General features: G+C 68.9%; 12 protein-coding genes. 4 read left to right on the top strand and 8 right to left on the bottom strand.

The window, feature by feature from the left end; all coding sequences use genetic code 11:
- The first annotated feature begins 13 nt into the window (after positions 1–13).
- The gene (locus P6144_RS10960; RefSeq protein ID WP_277767794.1) at positions 14–2,257 is read left to right on the top strand and encodes a M20/M25/M40 family metallo-hydrolase; all 2,244 of its coding nucleotides are present in this window, start codon (positions 14–16) and stop codon (positions 2,255–2,257) included.
- Here P6144_RS10960 and P6144_RS10955 read toward each other — a convergent pair.
- The gene (locus P6144_RS10955) at positions 2,217–3,260 is read right to left on the bottom strand and encodes an ornithine cyclodeaminase (protein WP_277767793.1); all 1,044 of its coding nucleotides are present in this window, start codon (positions 3,258–3,260) and stop codon (positions 2,217–2,219) included. The two genes, P6144_RS10960 and P6144_RS10955, sit on opposite strands and share 41 nt — an antisense overlap.
- A gap of 124 nt (positions 3,261–3,384) precedes the next feature.
- Between P6144_RS10955 and P6144_RS10950 the strand changes: the two genes are divergently transcribed.
- Complete coding sequence (locus tag P6144_RS10950) at positions 3,385–3,813, top strand: Lrp/AsnC family transcriptional regulator (protein WP_277767792.1); 429 nt, start codon at positions 3,385–3,387, stop codon at positions 3,811–3,813.
- 84 nt (positions 3,814–3,897) lie between these two features.
- On the opposite strand, the gene P6144_RS10945 is transcribed toward P6144_RS10950, so the two are convergent.
- From P6144_RS10945 to P6144_RS10930, 4 genes are all read right to left on the bottom strand, one after another.
- The gene (locus P6144_RS10945; protein ID WP_277767791.1) at positions 3,898–5,196 is read right to left on the bottom strand and encodes an MFS transporter; all 1,299 of its coding nucleotides are present in this window, start codon (positions 5,194–5,196) and stop codon (positions 3,898–3,900) included.
- A gap of 234 nt (positions 5,197–5,430) precedes the next feature.
- Complete coding sequence (locus tag P6144_RS10940) at positions 5,431–6,156, bottom strand: IclR family transcriptional regulator (RefSeq protein WP_277767790.1); 726 nt, start codon at positions 6,154–6,156, stop codon at positions 5,431–5,433.
- A gap of 225 nt (positions 6,157–6,381) precedes the next feature.
- Positions 6,382–7,146 (bottom strand): SDR family NAD(P)-dependent oxidoreductase, encoded by a 765-nt coding sequence (locus P6144_RS10935; RefSeq protein WP_277767789.1) that lies wholly within the window; start codon positions 7,144–7,146, stop codon positions 6,382–6,384.
- A gap of 12 nt (positions 7,147–7,158) precedes the next feature.
- On the bottom strand, positions 7,159–8,622 hold the full coding sequence (locus P6144_RS10930) for an aldehyde dehydrogenase (RefSeq protein ID WP_277767788.1): 1,464 nt from the start codon (positions 8,620–8,622) through the stop codon (positions 7,159–7,161).
- Between the two features lie 81 nt (positions 8,623–8,703).
- On the opposite strand from P6144_RS10930, the gene P6144_RS10925 reads away from it, so the two are divergent.
- Positions 8,704–9,888, top strand: coding sequence for a CoA transferase (locus tag P6144_RS10925; protein ID WP_277767960.1), 1,185 nt, complete (start codon positions 8,704–8,706; stop codon positions 9,886–9,888).
- Here P6144_RS10925 and P6144_RS10920 read toward each other — a convergent pair.
- Genes P6144_RS10920 through P6144_RS10910 form a run of 3 tightly spaced genes read right to left on the bottom strand, consistent with a single transcriptional unit; the run spans position 9,875 to position 13,819 of the window.
- A complete protein-coding gene (locus tag P6144_RS10920; protein ID WP_277767787.1) occupies positions 9,875–11,128 on the bottom strand; it encodes a cytosine permease in 1,254 nt (417 codons plus the stop codon). The genes P6144_RS10925 and P6144_RS10920 overlap by 14 nt on opposite strands.
- The gene (locus tag P6144_RS10915; RefSeq protein WP_277767786.1) at positions 11,125–12,228 is read right to left on the bottom strand and encodes a DUF917 domain-containing protein; all 1,104 of its coding nucleotides are present in this window, start codon (positions 12,226–12,228) and stop codon (positions 11,125–11,127) included. Before P6144_RS10915 ends, P6144_RS10920 begins: the two co-directional genes overlap by 4 nt.
- On the bottom strand, positions 12,218–13,819 hold the full coding sequence (locus P6144_RS10910; RefSeq protein ID WP_277767785.1) for a hydantoinase/oxoprolinase family protein: 1,602 nt from the start codon (positions 13,817–13,819) through the stop codon (positions 12,218–12,220). The genes P6144_RS10915 and P6144_RS10910 overlap by 11 nt, the downstream gene beginning before the upstream one ends.
- Positions 13,820–14,006: 187 nt before the next feature.
- Between P6144_RS10910 and P6144_RS10905 the strand changes: the two genes are divergently transcribed.
- Positions 14,007–16,718, top strand: a complete 2,712-nt coding sequence (locus P6144_RS10905) for a LuxR C-terminal-related transcriptional regulator (protein WP_277767784.1) — start codon at positions 14,007–14,009, stop codon at positions 16,716–16,718.
- Positions 16,719–16,856: the final 138 nt, after the last annotated feature.

Below are 16,856 nucleotides of genomic sequence, written 5' to 3'. Positions count from 1 at the left end.
GAGGGGGGATGTCATGAAGACTTTGGTACGCCCGGCAGGCTGGCAACTGGCAGCTCTGTGCCTCGCACTGCTGCTGGTCTGGACGCTGCGTCCGATCGGCGAGAGTGCGCCCCGCGGCAGCGGCGGCGCTTTCGACGGCGCGCGCGCGGTGGCGCGGCTCACGACGATCCTCGGCGATCAGCGGCCGCACCCCTCGGGCACCCCCGCCGATGCGGCGCTGCTGCAGCGGTTGACCCAGCAGGTCAGCGCGATGGGCTTCGTGCCGGAGCTGGACGAACGCTTCCATTGCAACAGCTGGCGAGAAGGGGCCGCAGTCTGCGCCCGCCCGCGCAACCTGCGCTTCTGGGTGACCGCCCCCGGCGACGACGCGATCATGATCGTCGCCCATCATGATTCGGTGCCCGCCGGCCCCGGCGCGGCGGATGACGGCATGGGTCTCGCCACGGCGCTGGAGCTTGCCTATCAACTCAAGGCGAACCCGCCCAAGCGCCCGGTGCTGGTGGTGATCACCGATGCCGAGGAAGCTGGCCTTGTCGGCGCGGCGGCCTTTGCCGAGGCGGATCCGCTGGCCCGCCGCGTCGGCGCCGTGGTCAATCTCGAGGCGCGCGGCACCACCGGCCGCGCCAACATGTTCCAGACGAGCACGCCCAATGGCCGCGACGTCGCCGCGCTCGCCGCGGGCGGGCAGGTGCCGGCCGCCAATTCGCTGGCGAGCGACCTCTATTCGATCCTGCCCAACGATACCGATCTTACCGCGCTGCTGCCCCTCGGCGTCGATGCCGCGAACTTCGCCGTGATCGCCGGGGGCAAGCGCTATCACACGCCGCTCGACAATCTCGCCAATCTCGATCGTGCCACCGTGCAGCATATGGGCGACAGCGCGCTCGCTGCGGTGCGCGGCTTCGCGACGCAAGGGAAGGGTGCGGCCGAGGGGCAGAAGCTGTTCGTCGATCTAAACGGCTGGCTGTTCCTGGTGCTCGCCAAGCCGCTCGCGCTCGGGCTGATGGTGATCGGCTTCGGTGCCTCGATCCTGCTCTTCGTGCGGACGCGCTCCGGCGCTTCGCTGCGTACGGCCTTTGCGCCGCTGGCCGCTCTGGTCGCCGGGGTGGGGCTGGCGATCGGCATTACCGCGCTCATCGCCCTGCTGCGCAGCGAGGCCGATTATGCCACCGCCTATCCCTGGGCCTTGCGCCTCACACAGGGCGCGGCCGGGCTGGCGGGCGCGACGCTCGCGCTGCGGCTGCTCAAGGTGCCGGGCGGCGTGCAACTCGCCGCCGCTGCCTGGGCCTGGCTCTCGGCGCTGGTGCTGGGGCTGTTCGCCTTCATTCCCGGCCTCTCGGTGCTCGCTGCCTGGCCGCTGCTCTTCCTGATCGCCGCGGCGGCGAGCAGCTTCGTGCCGCGCCTCCTGCCGGCACGGCCCTGGCTGATGGCGCTTGCCGGCGTCCTGTTCGCGATGCTCGCGCTGCCCGTGGCGGCGGGGTTCGAGGACGGGTTGTTCCCCGAACATGCCGCGCCGATCGTGCTGCTGCTCGTCCTCCTGCTGCTGTTCCTCGCGTTGTTCCGCACCGCCCTGGCCTGGACTGCGCCCGGGGCAAACGCCGTGCTGCTCGCGCTGGCCGGCGTGGCGGCGCTGCTCGTGCCGGCCTTCAGCCTCACCCAACCGCGCCATTTGTCGATCGTCCACCGCCAGATCGACGGCAAGTCCAGCTTCGCGATCCGCGACAACGGCGCGCTTCCGCCGGCGATGCGCACGGCCGCGTCCTTCGTAAAGGCCCCGGCAGCCAGCGACGATCCCGCCGATTGGGGCAAGTCCTGGCAGGCACCCGCGCCGGCGATCGCGGAAGAAGGCAGCCTCGACATCACCGCCGATCCTGCCGATCCCAGCGGCCGCACGCTCCGCCTGCGCGCCAGTTCACCGCGTGCCGATCGGCAGGAATTCTACTTCAAGCAGGGCGAGCGCGTCCGCTCGGTCACCGTCCAGGGAATCGCGCCCAAGCTGCGCGGCCCGCTGCGCTATATCGGCTGCACCGGCCAGAGCTGCCGCAGCTTCGAGGTGACGCTGCTGCTCACCGACAAGGACCAGCGCCCCGATATGGTCTGGCGCCGCACCTTCTACGGCGCCGGCCCGGCCGCGCAGACGCTGGTGGCAGCCCGACCCGCCACCGCGCAACCCGTCCATGTCGGCGATGCGCAGGTGATCGTGCGGACGGGCGCGCTCACGCCGCCTGTTGCTGCGGCGCCGGCCGGCGCCCGCTGACCAGCGAGAACAGGTCGCGCGGATCGCCGGGCTCGACGATCAGGTCGAGCCGGCGCATGTCCTCGCGCCCGGCGATCAGGTCGTGGAGATAGGAGAGGGCGGAGAAGTCCTCGATCCCGAAGCCGACCGAGTCGAAGATCGTGATCTCGTCGGCGCTGCTGCGGCCCGCCGCCTCGCCGGTGAACACCTGCCACAGCTCGGTCACCGGGAAATCCGCCGGCATCTGCTGGATCTCGCCTTCGATCCGCGTCTGCTCGGGATATTCGACGAACACGGTGCCGCGCGCCAGGATCGCCGGCGCCAGCTCGGTCTTGCCCGGGCAGTCGCCACCCACTGCGTTGATGTGGATGCCCGCGCCGACCATGTTGTCGGAGAGGATTGTCGCCTGCGCCTTGTCGGCAGTGACGGTGGTGACGATGTCCGCGCCCAGCACCGCCTCGGGCGCAGAGGCTGCGGCGACCACCTCGAAGCCGAGCCCGGCCATGTTGGCGCGGAACTTGGCGGTGGCGGCGGGATCGACGTCCCAGATCTGCAACCGCTCGATCCCGAGCAGCGCGCGGAAGCCGAGCGCCTGGAACTCGGACTGGGCGCCCAGCCCGATCAGTGCCATCGTCCGGCTGCCCGGCCGGGCAAGATAGCGCGCCGCCAGCGCCGAGGTGGCAGCGGTGCGCAGCGCGGTCAGCAGCGTCATCTCGCTCAGCAGCACCGGGTAGCCGGTGTCGACATCGGCGAGCACGCCGAACGCCGCCACCGTCTGTAGCCCGAGCTTCGTGTTCTTCGGGTGGCCGTTGACATATTTGAAGCTGAACCGCGCCCGGTCCGCCGCCGGCATCAGCTCGATCACGCCGTCGGGCGAATGGCTGGCATAGCGCGGCGCCTTGTCGAATTGCGGCCAGCGGCGGAAGTCGCTTTCGATCCGTTCGGCAATGCCCTGGATGAACGGCTCCACGCCGATCGCGGCGACCAGCCTGCAAAGATCCTCCACGCCGACATAGACCGTCATGCTGCTGCCCTTCCTGTTCGAGTTCGGCGCAGGATAGCTGTGCAGCTTGTCGACAAAAATTGCAGGGATGTGTGGTTGTCGGGTAAAAACTTGGCAAAATGCTGGGCGATGCTAGGCAATTTGCATGATCCTTCTCGACTCGCTCGATCGCCAGCTGATCTCGCTGCTCCGCGCCGATGGTCGCGCGCCGGTCTCGCGGCTGGCCGAGGCACTCAAGGTCTCGCGCGCCACCGTGCAGGCGCGGCTCGACCGGCTGATCGAATCCGGCGCGATCCTGGGCTTCACCGTGCGCGCCGAGGAGCGCAGGGCAGGGGAGGGCGTCCGCGCGATCACGCTGATCGAAGTCTCGGGCGCCTCGACCAGCGCCGTGATCCGTGCGCTGCGCGGTCTGCCCGAGATCACTGCGCTCCACACCACCAACGGCGCCTGGGACCTGGTGGCGGAGGTCCATGCGGACTCGCTCGCTGACCTCGACCGGATCCTGCGCGAGATGCGCACGGTTGAGGGCGTGCTCAACAGCGAGACAAGCATCCTGCTGCGCTCGGTGCAGTAACAATCGTCATCCCGGCGCAAGCCGGGATCTCAGGCGATGGCGCGAGAGAGCCGCGCAAGATCCCGGCTTTCGCCGGGATGGCGGCTAGTCTCTCGATCGCAGCAGCGCGATCGCCGTCGCCGCGATGATCCCGCCCAGCCCCATCACCAGCGACACGGTCAGCAGCCCCTGGCCACTCGCGAACAGCGCTCCGGCGAGCAGCGGCCCCACCGCCGAGCCACCCCGCCCCACGCCGATCACAAAGCCGGTCCCGCTCGCGCGCAGCTCGGCCGGATAGGTCTTCGCCAACAGCGGATAGATGCCGACCACGCCGGCATTGACGAAGAACGCCGCCACCGCGACGCTCAGCGAGAGCAGGGTCAGGTCCTGGAAGCCCAGCCCGAACACCCCGATCGCGGCCACGCCGATCAGCATCGCGCCGCCGATCAGCGGCCGGATCGGCAGCCGCTGCGTCGCCAGCCCGATCACCAGTGCGCCCAGCAGATTGCCGACATTCGCCGCCACCAGCACCCGCCCGGCCTGCGCCGCGTCGAAGCCCATGTCGACGACGATCTTCGGCACCCATTTCTGGATGTAGTAGAAGAAGGTGATCTGCGCGAAATAGGCGATGGTCAGCAGTACGGTCGGCAACCGGTAGCTGGTCGAAAACAGCGCAAGGATCGAAGGCCGGGCCCGCTCCGGATCGGGGGCGGGCAACTCCGCGATCGGCGCATGGCGCAGCTTCGCAAGCGTCCGGTTGATCGCTTCCAGCGCCCTTGCCGGCCGCCGGGCCAGCAGCGAGTCGATCGATTCCGGCAGCAGGAACCAGGCCAGCGGCAGCGCCACCAACGTCATCGCACCGCCGAACAGGAACACGCTGCGCCAGTCGCCGCTCCCGGCGAGCAGCGCCGAGGCGACCAGCCCGCCCAGGATCGCTCCGGTCGAATAGCCGGCGATGTTGAGCACGGTGTTCAGCCCGCGCCGCCTGGTGTTCGAGAATTCCGCGACCATCGCGCTGGTCGCCGAAAGCATCCCGCCGATGCCGAGCCCGGTGAACAGCCGGATCGCCGAGAGCATCTCCACGCCGGTGGCATGCGCGGCGGCGAACATGCCGATCGCCATCACGCACAGGCAGCCCAGGATCGTCGGCCGCCGCCCGATCCGGTCGGCGACATTGCCGAGCAGCACCGATCCGGCCGCCATGCCGATCAGCTCCATCGACAGCACGATGCCGAGCGTGCCCTTGTCGACGCCCCATTCCTTCGCGATCCCGGGCGCGGCGAAGCTGATCGCCAGCACGTCGAAGCCGTCGAGCGCATTCAGGGCGATGCAGATCGCGACGACCGCGATCTGCGCCAGCCGCATCGGTTCAGCGGCGATCGCCGCGCGGGGATCGTGGGACATGGCATTCCTCTCGATGATGGGCGTGCCCGCGCCTGCATGGGCGGGGCATCGGGGATGTTTTGGTTATTGTCCTGGCGTCGCGCATTCCTCTCCCGGAGGGAGAGGGGGACCGCCGCCGAAGGCGGTGGTGGAGAGGGGACGCAACAGGCGATATCGCTCGTGGCAAGCCCCCTCCACCAGCTTCGCTGGTCCCCCTCCCCCTCCGGGGGAGGATTGAATTAAGCTCGGTACGTTCTAGCCCAGCAACCCCACTTGCCGTTGCAGCACACCCGCCATTCCCGGCCGTCGCTCGAGGCAGCGCGAGACCGGCCCGACCACCACGATCGACAGCCGCCGGCCGCCAAAGGGCAGCGGCAGGGCGACGCCCGCCAGGTCCGGGGTGTACTCGGCATTGCTCTGGTGCCAGCCGCGTGCCGCCGCCTCGGCCAGGTCGGCCTCGATCCGCTCGGGCGACATCGGCGTCGTGGCCGAATAGCTGGTGAAGTCGATCTTGCGGTAGAGCGCCTGGCGCTCCTCCGCCGGCATCTGCGCGAGCAGCGCGCGGCCCGCCGAGCTGGCATGGATCGGCACCCGGTCGCCCACCTGCGCGAAGTATCGCACTGCATGGCGCGATTCCCGCACCGCCACGAACATCGCGAAGACCCCCGCCGGGGCGGAGATCGCCACCGTCTCTCCGGTCTCGGCGGCAACCGCCTGGACCAGCTTGATCACCTGCGGCGGCAGCGGATCGGCCTGCGCCACCTGCTCGGCCAGCTCGAGCCAGCGCGGGCTCGGATAATGGCCGCCGCGCCCCTGCGGCTCGTAGAGATAGCCCCGCGCCGCCAGCGTCCCCAGCAGCTTGAACGTGCTCGAGCGCGGCCAGCCCAGATCGTCCGCAATTTCCGCCGCGGTGGCCGGGCGCCGCCGCTCGGCGAAATATTCCAGCACCTGAAGCGCGTTCTCCGCCTGCCGTACCGTCATCGATGCTGTCCGTCACAAAAGGGAAGGGGCCGCGATATGACGCCCGTTGATGCACGGCAACTGCGGGGCCTTCATTCCTCCCCCGGAGGGGGAGGGGGACCAGCGAAGCTGGTGGAGGGGGCTTGCCACGGGCGATATCCCCTGGGGCGTTCCCCCTCCACCACCAGCTAAAGCTGGCGGTCCCCCTCCCCCTCCGGGGGAGGATCTTGGAGGAGCACCCCACCATCACCGCGCGGTAAAGCCGCCATCCACGGGCAGCGCCACGCCGGTCACGAAGCTCGCTTCATCCGACGCCAGCCACAGCGCCGCGTCCGCCACTTCGCCGGGCTTCACCAGCCGCCCCATCGGCACCGCGCCGACCACCTTGGCTTCGTTCGCCGCCGCCTCGGCGGGATCGCCGCTGCGCCCGGTGAAGCCGATCTTCATCGGCGTGTCGGCCAGCCCCGGGCACACCACGTTGACGCGGATGCCGTCGCCCGCCAGCGCCAGCGCCAGGCTCTTGCCAAGCCCGACCACGCCCCATTTCGCCGCCGAATAGATCGGGCTCATCATCGATCCGACCAGCCCGGAGATCGACGAAGTGAAGATGATCGATCCGCCGCCGCGGGCGCGCATATGCGGCGCCACCTGGCCCGCACCCAAGGCCGCCGACGTGATGTTGAGGTCGATCGCCTTGCGATAGGCGTCCATGTCGAGATTCTCGACCGAGGCGGGCCCGGGCATGCCGGCATGGGCCCAGAGGATGTCGGCACCGCCCAGCGCGTCCACTGCCTGGTCGATGCTGCCCCGCGCACCCTCGGGCGTCGAGAGATCGGCGACGATCGGCACCACCTTGTCCGGTCCGAACTCGGCGACCAGCGCGTTCAGCGCCTCCGAGCTGATGTCGATCGCGGCCACGCGTGCGCCTTCGCGCACGAAGCGGCGGACGCCCTCACGGCCCATGCCCGATGCGGCGGCGGTGACGATGGCGAGCTTGCCCTGCAAACGCATGACTATAATTCCTCAATTGGCGAAGGGATCGGCGAACTTGCCGGTGGTCGAGATCACGGTGGTCTTGGTTTCAAGATAGGAATCGAGCGCCTCGATCCCGTTCTCGCGGCCCCAGCCGCTGGTCTTCACGCCGCCATAGGGGGTGGACCAGCGGATATAGCGATAGGTGTTGACCCAGACGATGCCCGCCTCGATCCGGTTGGCCACCCGGTGTGCGCGGCCGACATCGCCGGTCCATAGCCCGGCGGCGAGCCCGTAATCGGTGCCATTGGCGATCGCGACCGCCTCTTCCTCACCGTCGAACGGGATGATCGAGGCGACAGGGCCGAAGATCTCCTCCTGCGCGATCCGCATCTCCGGGGCGACCCCGGCAAACACCGTCGGCGCGACGAAATAGCCATCCCCGTCCAGCCGCGCGCCGCCTGTCACCAGCTCGGCGCCTTCCTGCTGGCCGATCGCGACATAGGAGAGCGTCTTGTCCAGCTGCTGCTGGTGCGCCTGCGGCCCCATATGCGTCGCCTGGTCGAGCGGATTGCCCACCCGCACCCGGCCGGCATTGCGCCGGAAGCCCTCGACCACCTGGTCATAGATCGGCCGCTCGACGAGGATGCGGCTGCCCAGCGCACAGCTCTGGCCGCACAGCGCCCAGGCCGAGCCCGTCGCGGCGTTGAGCGCATTCTCCACGTCGCAGTCCGCGAACAAGATATGCGGCGCCTTGCCGCCCAGCTCGAACGAGAAGCGCTTGAGCGTGTCGGCGCCTGTCTTGAGGATCGTCTTGGCGGTGGCGCCTTCGCCCGTGAAGGCGATCTTGTCGACGTCCGGGTGCGAAACGAGATGGGCGCCTGCCGTCGGCCCGTCGCCCGGCACGACATTGACGACGCCCGGCGGGAAGCCCGCTTCCTCGAACAGTTTCGCCAGCGCCAGCGACGAGGCCGGGGTCTGCTCGGCGGGCTTCAGAACCAGCGTGCAGCCGGCGGCGAGGGCAGGGCCCAGCTTCCAGGCGGCGGCCATCAGCGGCACGTTCCACGGGGTGATCGTGCCGACCACGCCCACTGCCGAGCGCGTAGTGAAGGCATGGACGCTGTCGTCCATCGGGATCGTCCGCCCGTCCAGCTTGTCGGCCAGCGAGGCGAACCAGTGATAATATTGGGCGTGCAGCCCGATATCGCCGCGCGATTCGCGGATCGCCCGGCCATTGTCCTGCGATTCGATGCGGGCGAGCGCATCGACCTGCGTCGCGTAGAGATCGGCGAACTTGCGGATCAGCGCCGCGCGCTCCCACGGCGCCATCTTGCGCCATGGCCCCTCAAAGGCTTCGCGCGCCGCCGCGACGGCACGGTCGATATCCTGTGCTCCGCCATAGGCGACGTCGCCCCAGGGCTTTCCCGTTGCCGGATCGATGCTCGGGCGCACGCCGCCGTCGATGGGGGTGACCCACTCGCCGCCGATGAACAGGCGGTCGAAACGATACTCCATGGCAACCTCTCAATTTCTTATACTGGACTAATCTGTCCCTATATGGAAATCAGAGTCAAACGAATTTGTGGAGAGTTGGCCGTGCTTCCCCTGCTCGAAGGCGTGCGTGTGATCGAAGTCGGCGCGGTGGTGCTGGGCCCCTATGCGGGGCAGATCCTCGCCGATCTCGGGGCCGAGGTGATCAAGGTCGAGCCGCTCGAGGGCGACATCGCCCGGCATGCCCATCCGCAGGGTCCCGGGGGTGGGGCGCTGTTCGTCAACAACAACCGCAACAAGCGCATGCTCGCGCTCGACCTCAAGAAGCCGGAGGGCCGCGCGGCGCTGGCGAAGCTGATCGCGGGCGCGGACGTGCTGTTCCACAATATGCGCCTCGACGCCGCGGATCGTCTTGGTCTCGGATATGCGCAGGTCGCCGAAATCAACCCGAACATCATCCACTGCGCCGCCACTGGGTTCGGGCGCCGCGGGCCATATCGCGACCGTCCCGCCTTCGATGACATCATCCAGGCGGCGAGCGGGCTGGCCGGGCTCGCGGCGCTCCAGAACGGCACGCCGCAGTTCGCGCCGACCATCGTCGCGGACAAGGTCGCCGCGCTCCATGCGGTCTATGGCATACTTTCGGCACTCTATGCGCGTGAAAGGGGACGAAAGGGACCGTTCCGCGTGGAGGTGCCGATGTTCGAATCCATGGTCTCGTTCCTGATGAACGAGCACCTTTCCGGCGCAACTTTCGCAAAGGATGGCGTACCGGGCTATCCGCGCCTGCTCTCCCCCGATCGCCGCCCCTTCCGCACCGCCGACGGCTGGATCGCGGTGCTGCCCTATACCGAAGCGCAGTGGCGCCGCTTCCTTGCAGAGGCGGGCCGGGGCGAGGTTTGCGAGGCCGAGTGGTTCCGCTCTCCCGCCCAGCGCCAGGCGCATATCGGGGAGCTCTACGCCATCGTCGCGGATAGCCTCGAGGCGCGGACCACGCAGGCCTGGATCGCAGCGCTGGAGGCGATCGATGTGCCCTGCTCGCGGGTAGCCAGCCCCTTGGAAATCCTCGACGATCCGCACCTGGCCGAGGTCGGTTTCTTCGACGTGCCCGAGGGTTTCGAGGCCGAGCGGGTCATCCCCCAGCCGGTCCAGTTCACCGGCATAGCTCAGAGTGCGGACACGCCGCCACATGCCCTAGGCGCGGACAGCCGTTCGGTACTCCGCGAGGCAGGCTATGACGATGCCGCGATCGACGCGCTGATCGCCGCCGGCGTGGTCAGCGCTTCCTGACCACCGCGTAGATCGCCGCAGCGACGATGGTTGCGTCGAGTGCTGGCACGGTGGTGATCGTCCAGCCCTTGTAGGTGCCGAGCACGCCCACCACGACCGAGACCAGCCAGGTGCCGGTTGCCCGCCAGTCGAAGCGCGGCAGGCCGAGCAGCGACTCCGCCGCGTCGGCGCTGCGGTAACGCGTCCAGGCGTCGATCACATAGATGGCGGCGATCGGCGGGATGATAAGCCCGAGGAAGAGGACGAAGGGGATGAACGCCTCGAGGATGCCCATCAGCGCCAGGATCGTGCCGATCGTGCCACCCGCCACGGTGATCACCCATTGCCGCACCTTGGGGAAGGTGCTGCCGAGCGACAGGCTCGACGAATAGAGGTTGAGCGCGTTGACCGTCCAGGTCGGTAGCACGAGCAGGAAGAGCACGGGCGTGCCGAAGCCGTACGCCGTCACCAGCTTCATCACGCTGGTCTCGTGCGTCGCCAGTGCCGGGATCGCGGCGGCGGTCATCATCAGCGGCGTCGCGATCGGGAAGGACAGCGCCATACTGGCGATCGCCCCGCGCGGGCTGCGGGTGTAGCGCGACAGGTCGGGCATCGTCGCCACCGCGAGCATGTACGCGCCGATCAGCGCCGAGACCGCGATGCCAAGCGTCATCGGCTGGGGCGGGTTGGGATCGGGCGCAGTGACGAAGCCATGCGTGTTCAGCGTCACCACCACCACGGCGAGCAGGATCGCCGCGAGGATCGGCACCGCGACCAGCGCCAGCCGGTCGAGCGCGCGGAAGCCGATCACCGTCGATCCCATCATCAGGATCGATCCGAGCACCACGAACGCCGCGAAATTGCCGGGCAGGCCGTTGGCGTTCGCCGCCTCCACCATCGCCTCGCCGAAGAAGGAGGCGTTCACCCCGAACCAGCAGAAATGGATCAGCGCGATCACCGTGTTGATCATCGCCGCGCCCCCGGTGCCGAACGAGCGGCGCACCAGGAGGTAGGTGGAGAGCCGGGTGCGGACGCTGACGATCGCGGTCATCGATCCGCCCGCGCACAGGATCAGTCCGGCGAGCAGGGCGGCGATCACCGCGCCCGAGAAGCCCAGCGCCAGCGCATTATGTGCGCCGTTGAGGAAGTCGGGCAGGCCGATCGAGAAGCTGGCGACGATCAGGCCGACGCGCCATCCCGGAACAGTGATGCCTTCCGGCACGGGCGAATGGGCATAGGCGTCGTCGGCTTCCTGGCTCATCCGCGGTTCCAGCCGTTGAGGTCCTCGATGGGACGATAGGGTTCGGTAAAGCCGAAGGCGTTCGGCCCGACAAAGGTCAGCGCCCGCTCGGCGCGCAGCATCGCCGGCGCGGCGGCGCCGACCACCTTGACGCGCTGGCCGAACTTAAGCCGCTCGGTGGTGATGCTGTCGGCGGTTTCGCGGTCCATCACGGTGATCAGGTCGGGCACCATGGCGCGAACCTCGCCGTTGACGCGGGCGATCAAATTCTCGTTCTGGAACTCTAGGTCCATCCTTCCTTCGCCGCCGAACCCCTCGATCACCACGCGGCCGACCGAGAAGCCGCCGCGCGTCTCGCGCTCGACATCGACGACCTTGCCGTCGAAGATCGTGCCCGCGAACGGATAGAGGCCGCTGGCCCTGAGCGCCGCGTGCAGCGCCTCGAACGGATCCTCGCCAGTTGCGCGCGCGATGCGTACCGCCGCGCCGATCGCGATCGCCGCCGATACGCTGCCGCCGATCGCATGGCGCTTCGCCGCCGCGCCGCTCAGCGGATATTCGACCATGTGCGCGTTGCCGCCGAACTCGATCGAAAGCGCGCGCGCCTGGCGCTCATGCTCCAGATTGTCGTCGGTCTCGATCAGCCGCAGCGCGCCGCCGGCCGACGTGACGACCGAGGGGCAGGCCGAGAGGCCGTCGATGCTGAACACGGTCATCTGCGATTCGGGAAAGGCGCGGCCCATGCCGTCGGCGTCGACCACGGGGATGCCCAGCTCTGCTGCGGCGAGCAGCGGCGCGAGCCCGTTGCCGCCGCCTATCTCGATCGCCATCACGGCGTCGATCGGGCGCCCCGAGATCCGCTCCAGCTCGCGCAGGCCGAGCAGCGCTTCCTGGCCGTTGGGCAGCTTCTCCGCCGATACCGTCGGCGCGCCGATCCAGCCGCAAGGCGCGATCAGCGCGTCGTCGGCCAGCGCATTGAGCGCGATCAGGTCGAACGCGCCGCGGCGCGCGATCTCGGCCTCGCCGAGCAGCTGCGAATAATAGGGGTCGCCGCCGCCGCCCGATCCCAGGAAGGCGGCACCGGTGGCGAGATCGAGCAGCGCCTGGCGATCAATGCGCATGGGTGGCCAGGGCAGGGGTGCCGGCAAGATCCGCGACGGCGCGGACACGAACCTGCGCGGCGCGGCCGGGCAGATAGCTCAGATACACTTCGTCCATCTCCACGATCTCGACGCTCTCGGCCACGCCGCCGGCGGCGATCGCCTGGTCGCGCACTTCGGCGCGGAGGCGCTCGAGCGCGGCATCGCGCGGCTCCCGCTCGTACGACACGACCTGCTCGATCTGCGCACCCACCTGCGCGATCGCCGCGCCCACGGCATTGGCGACCGCGGCATGCGCCGGGCGCACAACCCGGGCGGCACCGCGCAGCGTATCGGGCACGAGGAAATTGCCACCGCCCACCGCGAGCAGCACCACGTCGCCGCGGCTGGTCTTCATTCGGTCGACGGCTTCCTCGAGCATGGCCTGCAACCGTGTCCACACGGCATCGCGGACGCTCTCCGAGAGCGCCGGCAGCTTCGAAGGATCGCCGAAGCGCGCGCGGCCCGTGGCGACGGCGACGTCGCTGGCGGTGAGCGTGGTGCCACCGAACAGCCGGGCCTGCTCGGTGATGCGAAAGCCCACCGAGTCGGGGCCGACGCGCAGCTCGTCGTCCCCGATCCCGTCTGCGCCGTAGCGCGCGGGATCGAGATGGATGCGGGTGCCGCCGCCCAGCCCGAGCGCCAGGATGTCCGGCATGCGGAAATTGATGCGCACCCCGCCGATATCGACTGCGACGGAGGATTCGCGCGGGAAGCCGCTGGCGAGCACGCCCAGATCGGTGGTGGTGCCGCCTACATCGAGCACGATCGCGTCGCGCACGCCGGTGAGGAAGGCGGCGCCGCGCATCGAGTTGGTCGGCCCCGATCCGATCGTCAGCACCGGATAGGCGCGCGCGCGATCGGCCGAAATCAAGGTGCCGTCATTCTGCGACAGATAGAGCGGTGCATCGACGCCGATCTCGGTCAGCGCGCGTTCGAACGACGCGACGACATGGCCTGCCAGGCTACCCAGCGCGGCGTTGAGGATAGCGGCATTTTCGCGTTCGATGAAGCCGATGCGGCCGAGTGTGTGCGACACGGTGATGCGCGCGTCCGGATGCTCCTCGGCGACCAGCGCGGCGGCGCGTTCCTCCATCGAGGGGTTCACCGGTGCGAACACGCTGCTGATCGCGATCGAACCGATTCCGGCCTCACGCAGCTCGCGGGCGGCGGCGCGGACTGCGGACTTGTCGAGCGGGGCGATCTCGCGCCCGTCGAACTCGAAGCCGCCGGGGAGGAGATAGGTCTTCGCGTCGATCTGGCCGGCCAGCGCCTCGGGCCAGCCGGTCATCGGCGGCAGCGCCTCACCCGACGGGCTGGCGAGCCGGAGGATGCCCACCCGGTCGAGCCGGCTGCGTTCGACCAGCGCGTTGGTGAAATGCGTCGTGCCGATCATCACCGAGGCGACTGCCTCGGGCGCGACGCGGGCATCGGCGAGCACCGCACGAATTGCGGCGGCGACTCCCGATCCGACATCCGCCGTCGTGGGCTGCTTGGTCCATGCGACCACCTCAGCCCCGTCCATCAGCACGGCGTCGGTATTCGTTCCCCCGACATCGACCCCAATTCGCACGCTAACCCAATCCTTTGGCACGCCCCTCAAGCCTCATGAGCTAAGGGGCTGAAGCTTGACCGCGCAACGCGGGAAACGGGTGCGGCACCCCGACGAACGGGTAAACGGGGCATTCGGACGGGTAAGTTACTCCCGTTTCCGCCCTGCTCTTGTACCGTGTGCGGTCTAGCCATTAGCCTCGCGACTCATGAGTGGAGCAGCAGCGATCGACGAACTGATCCCGACCAAGGTCGCGCCGCCGCTGTGGATGGGCAACCAGATACGGCGCGATGCACTGCTCGATCGGCTCGACAGCGCGCTGGGGCAGCGGCTCACGCTCATCCACGCGCCTGCCGGCTATGGCAAGACCAGCCTGCTCGCACAGTGGCGCCGCCGCTTCGAAGGGGGCGACCGGCTGGTGGCCTGGCTCACGCTTGAGCGCGACGATGCCGATGCCAAGCGTCTTGCTCAATATATCGCCTATGCGCTGAGCGGCGAAGGGGAGGAGGAAGGCGAGCCGATCTCCTCGAGCATGCCGGCGCGCGCCGCACTTTCGGCAATCATCAACCGGCTGGCCCGCGATCCGCGCCAGGCAGTGCTGATCCTCGACGATCTCCACTGTGCCGAAAGCCCGGAGGTGCTCGATTTCCTCCAGTCGCTGATCCGGCTGGCGCCGCGCAACTGCCACTTCATCATCGCGTCGCGCGACTATCCGCGGCTCGGCCAGGCGGTGCTCGCCGCCGAGGGGCAACTCCTCGAGCTTTCGGCCGAAGACCTGAAATTCTCCAGCCCCGAGGCGGAGGAGATGCTCGCCCGCGCCGACGGACTGCCGCTCGGCGAAGACGATGTCCGCAGCCTGATCGAGCGAACCGAGGGCTGGCCGATCGCTCTGCAGCTCACCCTCTTCTCGCTGAAGCGCGGGGTGGATCGCCGCAGCTTCGTCGGGGGGGCGGGGGGCTCGGGCTCCGAACTGGCCGGCTATCTCTCCGAACAGGTGCTGATGTCGCTGCCCGAGGACGTGCAGGAAGTGGTTTTGCGCACTGCGCTGCTCGACCAGGTGACCGGCGAGGCGCTCAACCTGATCTGCGATCGCCAGGACGGCGGGCTGCTGCTCGAACGGCTGGAACAGCAGGGCGTGCTGCTCACCCCGCTCTCGCCGGCGCGCGACGCCTGGCGCTACCACCAGCTCTTCGCCGAATATCTGCGCGAACGGCTCGCCCGGCGCGATATCGGCCAGTTCCGCATGCTCCACCAGCGCCTCGCTTTGTGGTTCGATGCGCGTGGCGAGACTGCCGAGGCGATCAGCCATGCGATCGAAGCGGAGGACAGTGCGCTGCTTGCCGGGGTGCTGGAGGATGCCGGCGGCTGGCGACTGATCCCGCAGGGGCAGCTCGGTCTTGTCGAGCGCGGTCTCGCCCGGCTCAGCGCCGCCGAGATCGATGCCAGCCCGGCGCTGGTGCTCGCCAAGCTCTATCTCGACATGAAATGCGGCCGTATGGACGCCGCGCGCCTCGCTTATGACCGCCAAGTCGCGCGTTCCGGGCAGGAGGAAACCTCGCCCGACCTGTGGACCGAGATCCGCGTCGTCGGCGACATCCTCGCCGAGTATGAGAACGAACCGCTCGCACTCGAGGATTTGCTCGCGCGCGAGGCGCTGCTGCGCACGCTGCCGGCCGACGACCATCTCGTCCTCGCCAATGTCAGCGAGTCCCTGGGTGCCAAATACTATGAAGGTGGCTGGCTTGAGCGCGCGATGGAGCCGACGCTGGCAGCGCGGGGCCATTACCAGGCGATGGGATCGCTCTACAGCGAGCTGTTCACCCGTTTCCACGAGGCGCGCATCCGTGAGGCGCAGGGGCGGCTCAAGGACGCGGTGACGGTGCTCGGCGTCGCCCGCGGCGAGATCGAGGCGCATTTCGGCGCGCGCTCGGACCTGGCCGCCAATTGCGCCGCGTTCGAGGCGGGGCTGCTCTATGAGCAGGACCGCGCGGCCGAAGCCAATGCGCTGCTCGAATGGGCGCTGCCGCATATGGAGCAGTCGGACGGCTGGGTGGACGTCTATGCCGTCGCCTATTTCACCGCGGCGCACAGCGCGACCGACGAAGGTGCGATCGAGGCGGCGCGCGCATTGCTCGCCCGGGCGCGCAACGTCGCCCAGCGGCGGCGGCTGCGCCAGCTCGAGCTGCTTGCTGATCTTTGCGAGCTGGAGCTGTTGCTGCGCGATCCCGCGTCGCTGGGCGAGGCGCGTGCGTTCGCGGAGACGATCGGGCTCGATGCGCTGGCCGACGCGATGGCGGAGGAATCGCCGGCGTACCGGCCGGTCGCTGTTGCCGCGGCGCTGTGCCGCGTGCGGCTGGCGCTGCTCTCCGGCGCGCACCACACCGCGCTCGACGAGCTCGCTGCCATGGCGCGCTGGGCGCGGCAGCACGGCGCGGGTCGGCTGCTGATCGATCTCAACCTGCTGAAGGCACATGGCTATCGCGCGATCGGTGAGGCCGGGAAGGCCCAGGCCTGTTTCGACGAGGCGGTGGGCACGGCGATGTTCCAAGGGATCGTCCGCCCGTTCCTCAATGCCCACGCCTTCGTCCAGCCGGCGCTGGAGGAGGCGCTTTCGGCTTCGCCCGACCGGTTCCGTGCGCAGTTCCTCAAGAACCTGTCGCGCGCGCTGGGCAGCTTCCGCGCGCCGGCGCCGGCGCCCGATGCGCTCAACGATGCCGAGGCCGCGATCCTGCGGCACCTGAGCCAGGGTTACTCCAACAAGGAGATCGCCCGCCTGATCGGCATGTCGCCCGATACAGTGAAGTATCGGCTGAAGGCGGTGTTCCGAAAGATCGGCGTCAACAAGCGCCGCGATGCGGTGCGGGTGTCGCATGAGCGCGGGCTGATCGACGGCGGTGAGACGCGCTCCGCCGCTTTCTGAGCAACCGTTCCCCCAAAACGGGTAAATAGCTTACCCGTCTTGCACTCCGACTTACCCTGAAAAGCGCGTGACGGTTTCGCGACGCTGCCTGTTCAATGTCCCCGCTGAAATCAGCCGGCCGTCGTCAAGGGAGGCGAC

This window comes from Sphingomonas sp. HITSZ_GF (assembly GCF_029543155.1).
In the GTDB taxonomy this organism is placed as follows: Bacteria; Pseudomonadota; Alphaproteobacteria; order Sphingomonadales; family Sphingomonadaceae; genus Sphingomonas.
This window is presented reverse-complemented; position numbering and strand designations above follow the sequence as displayed.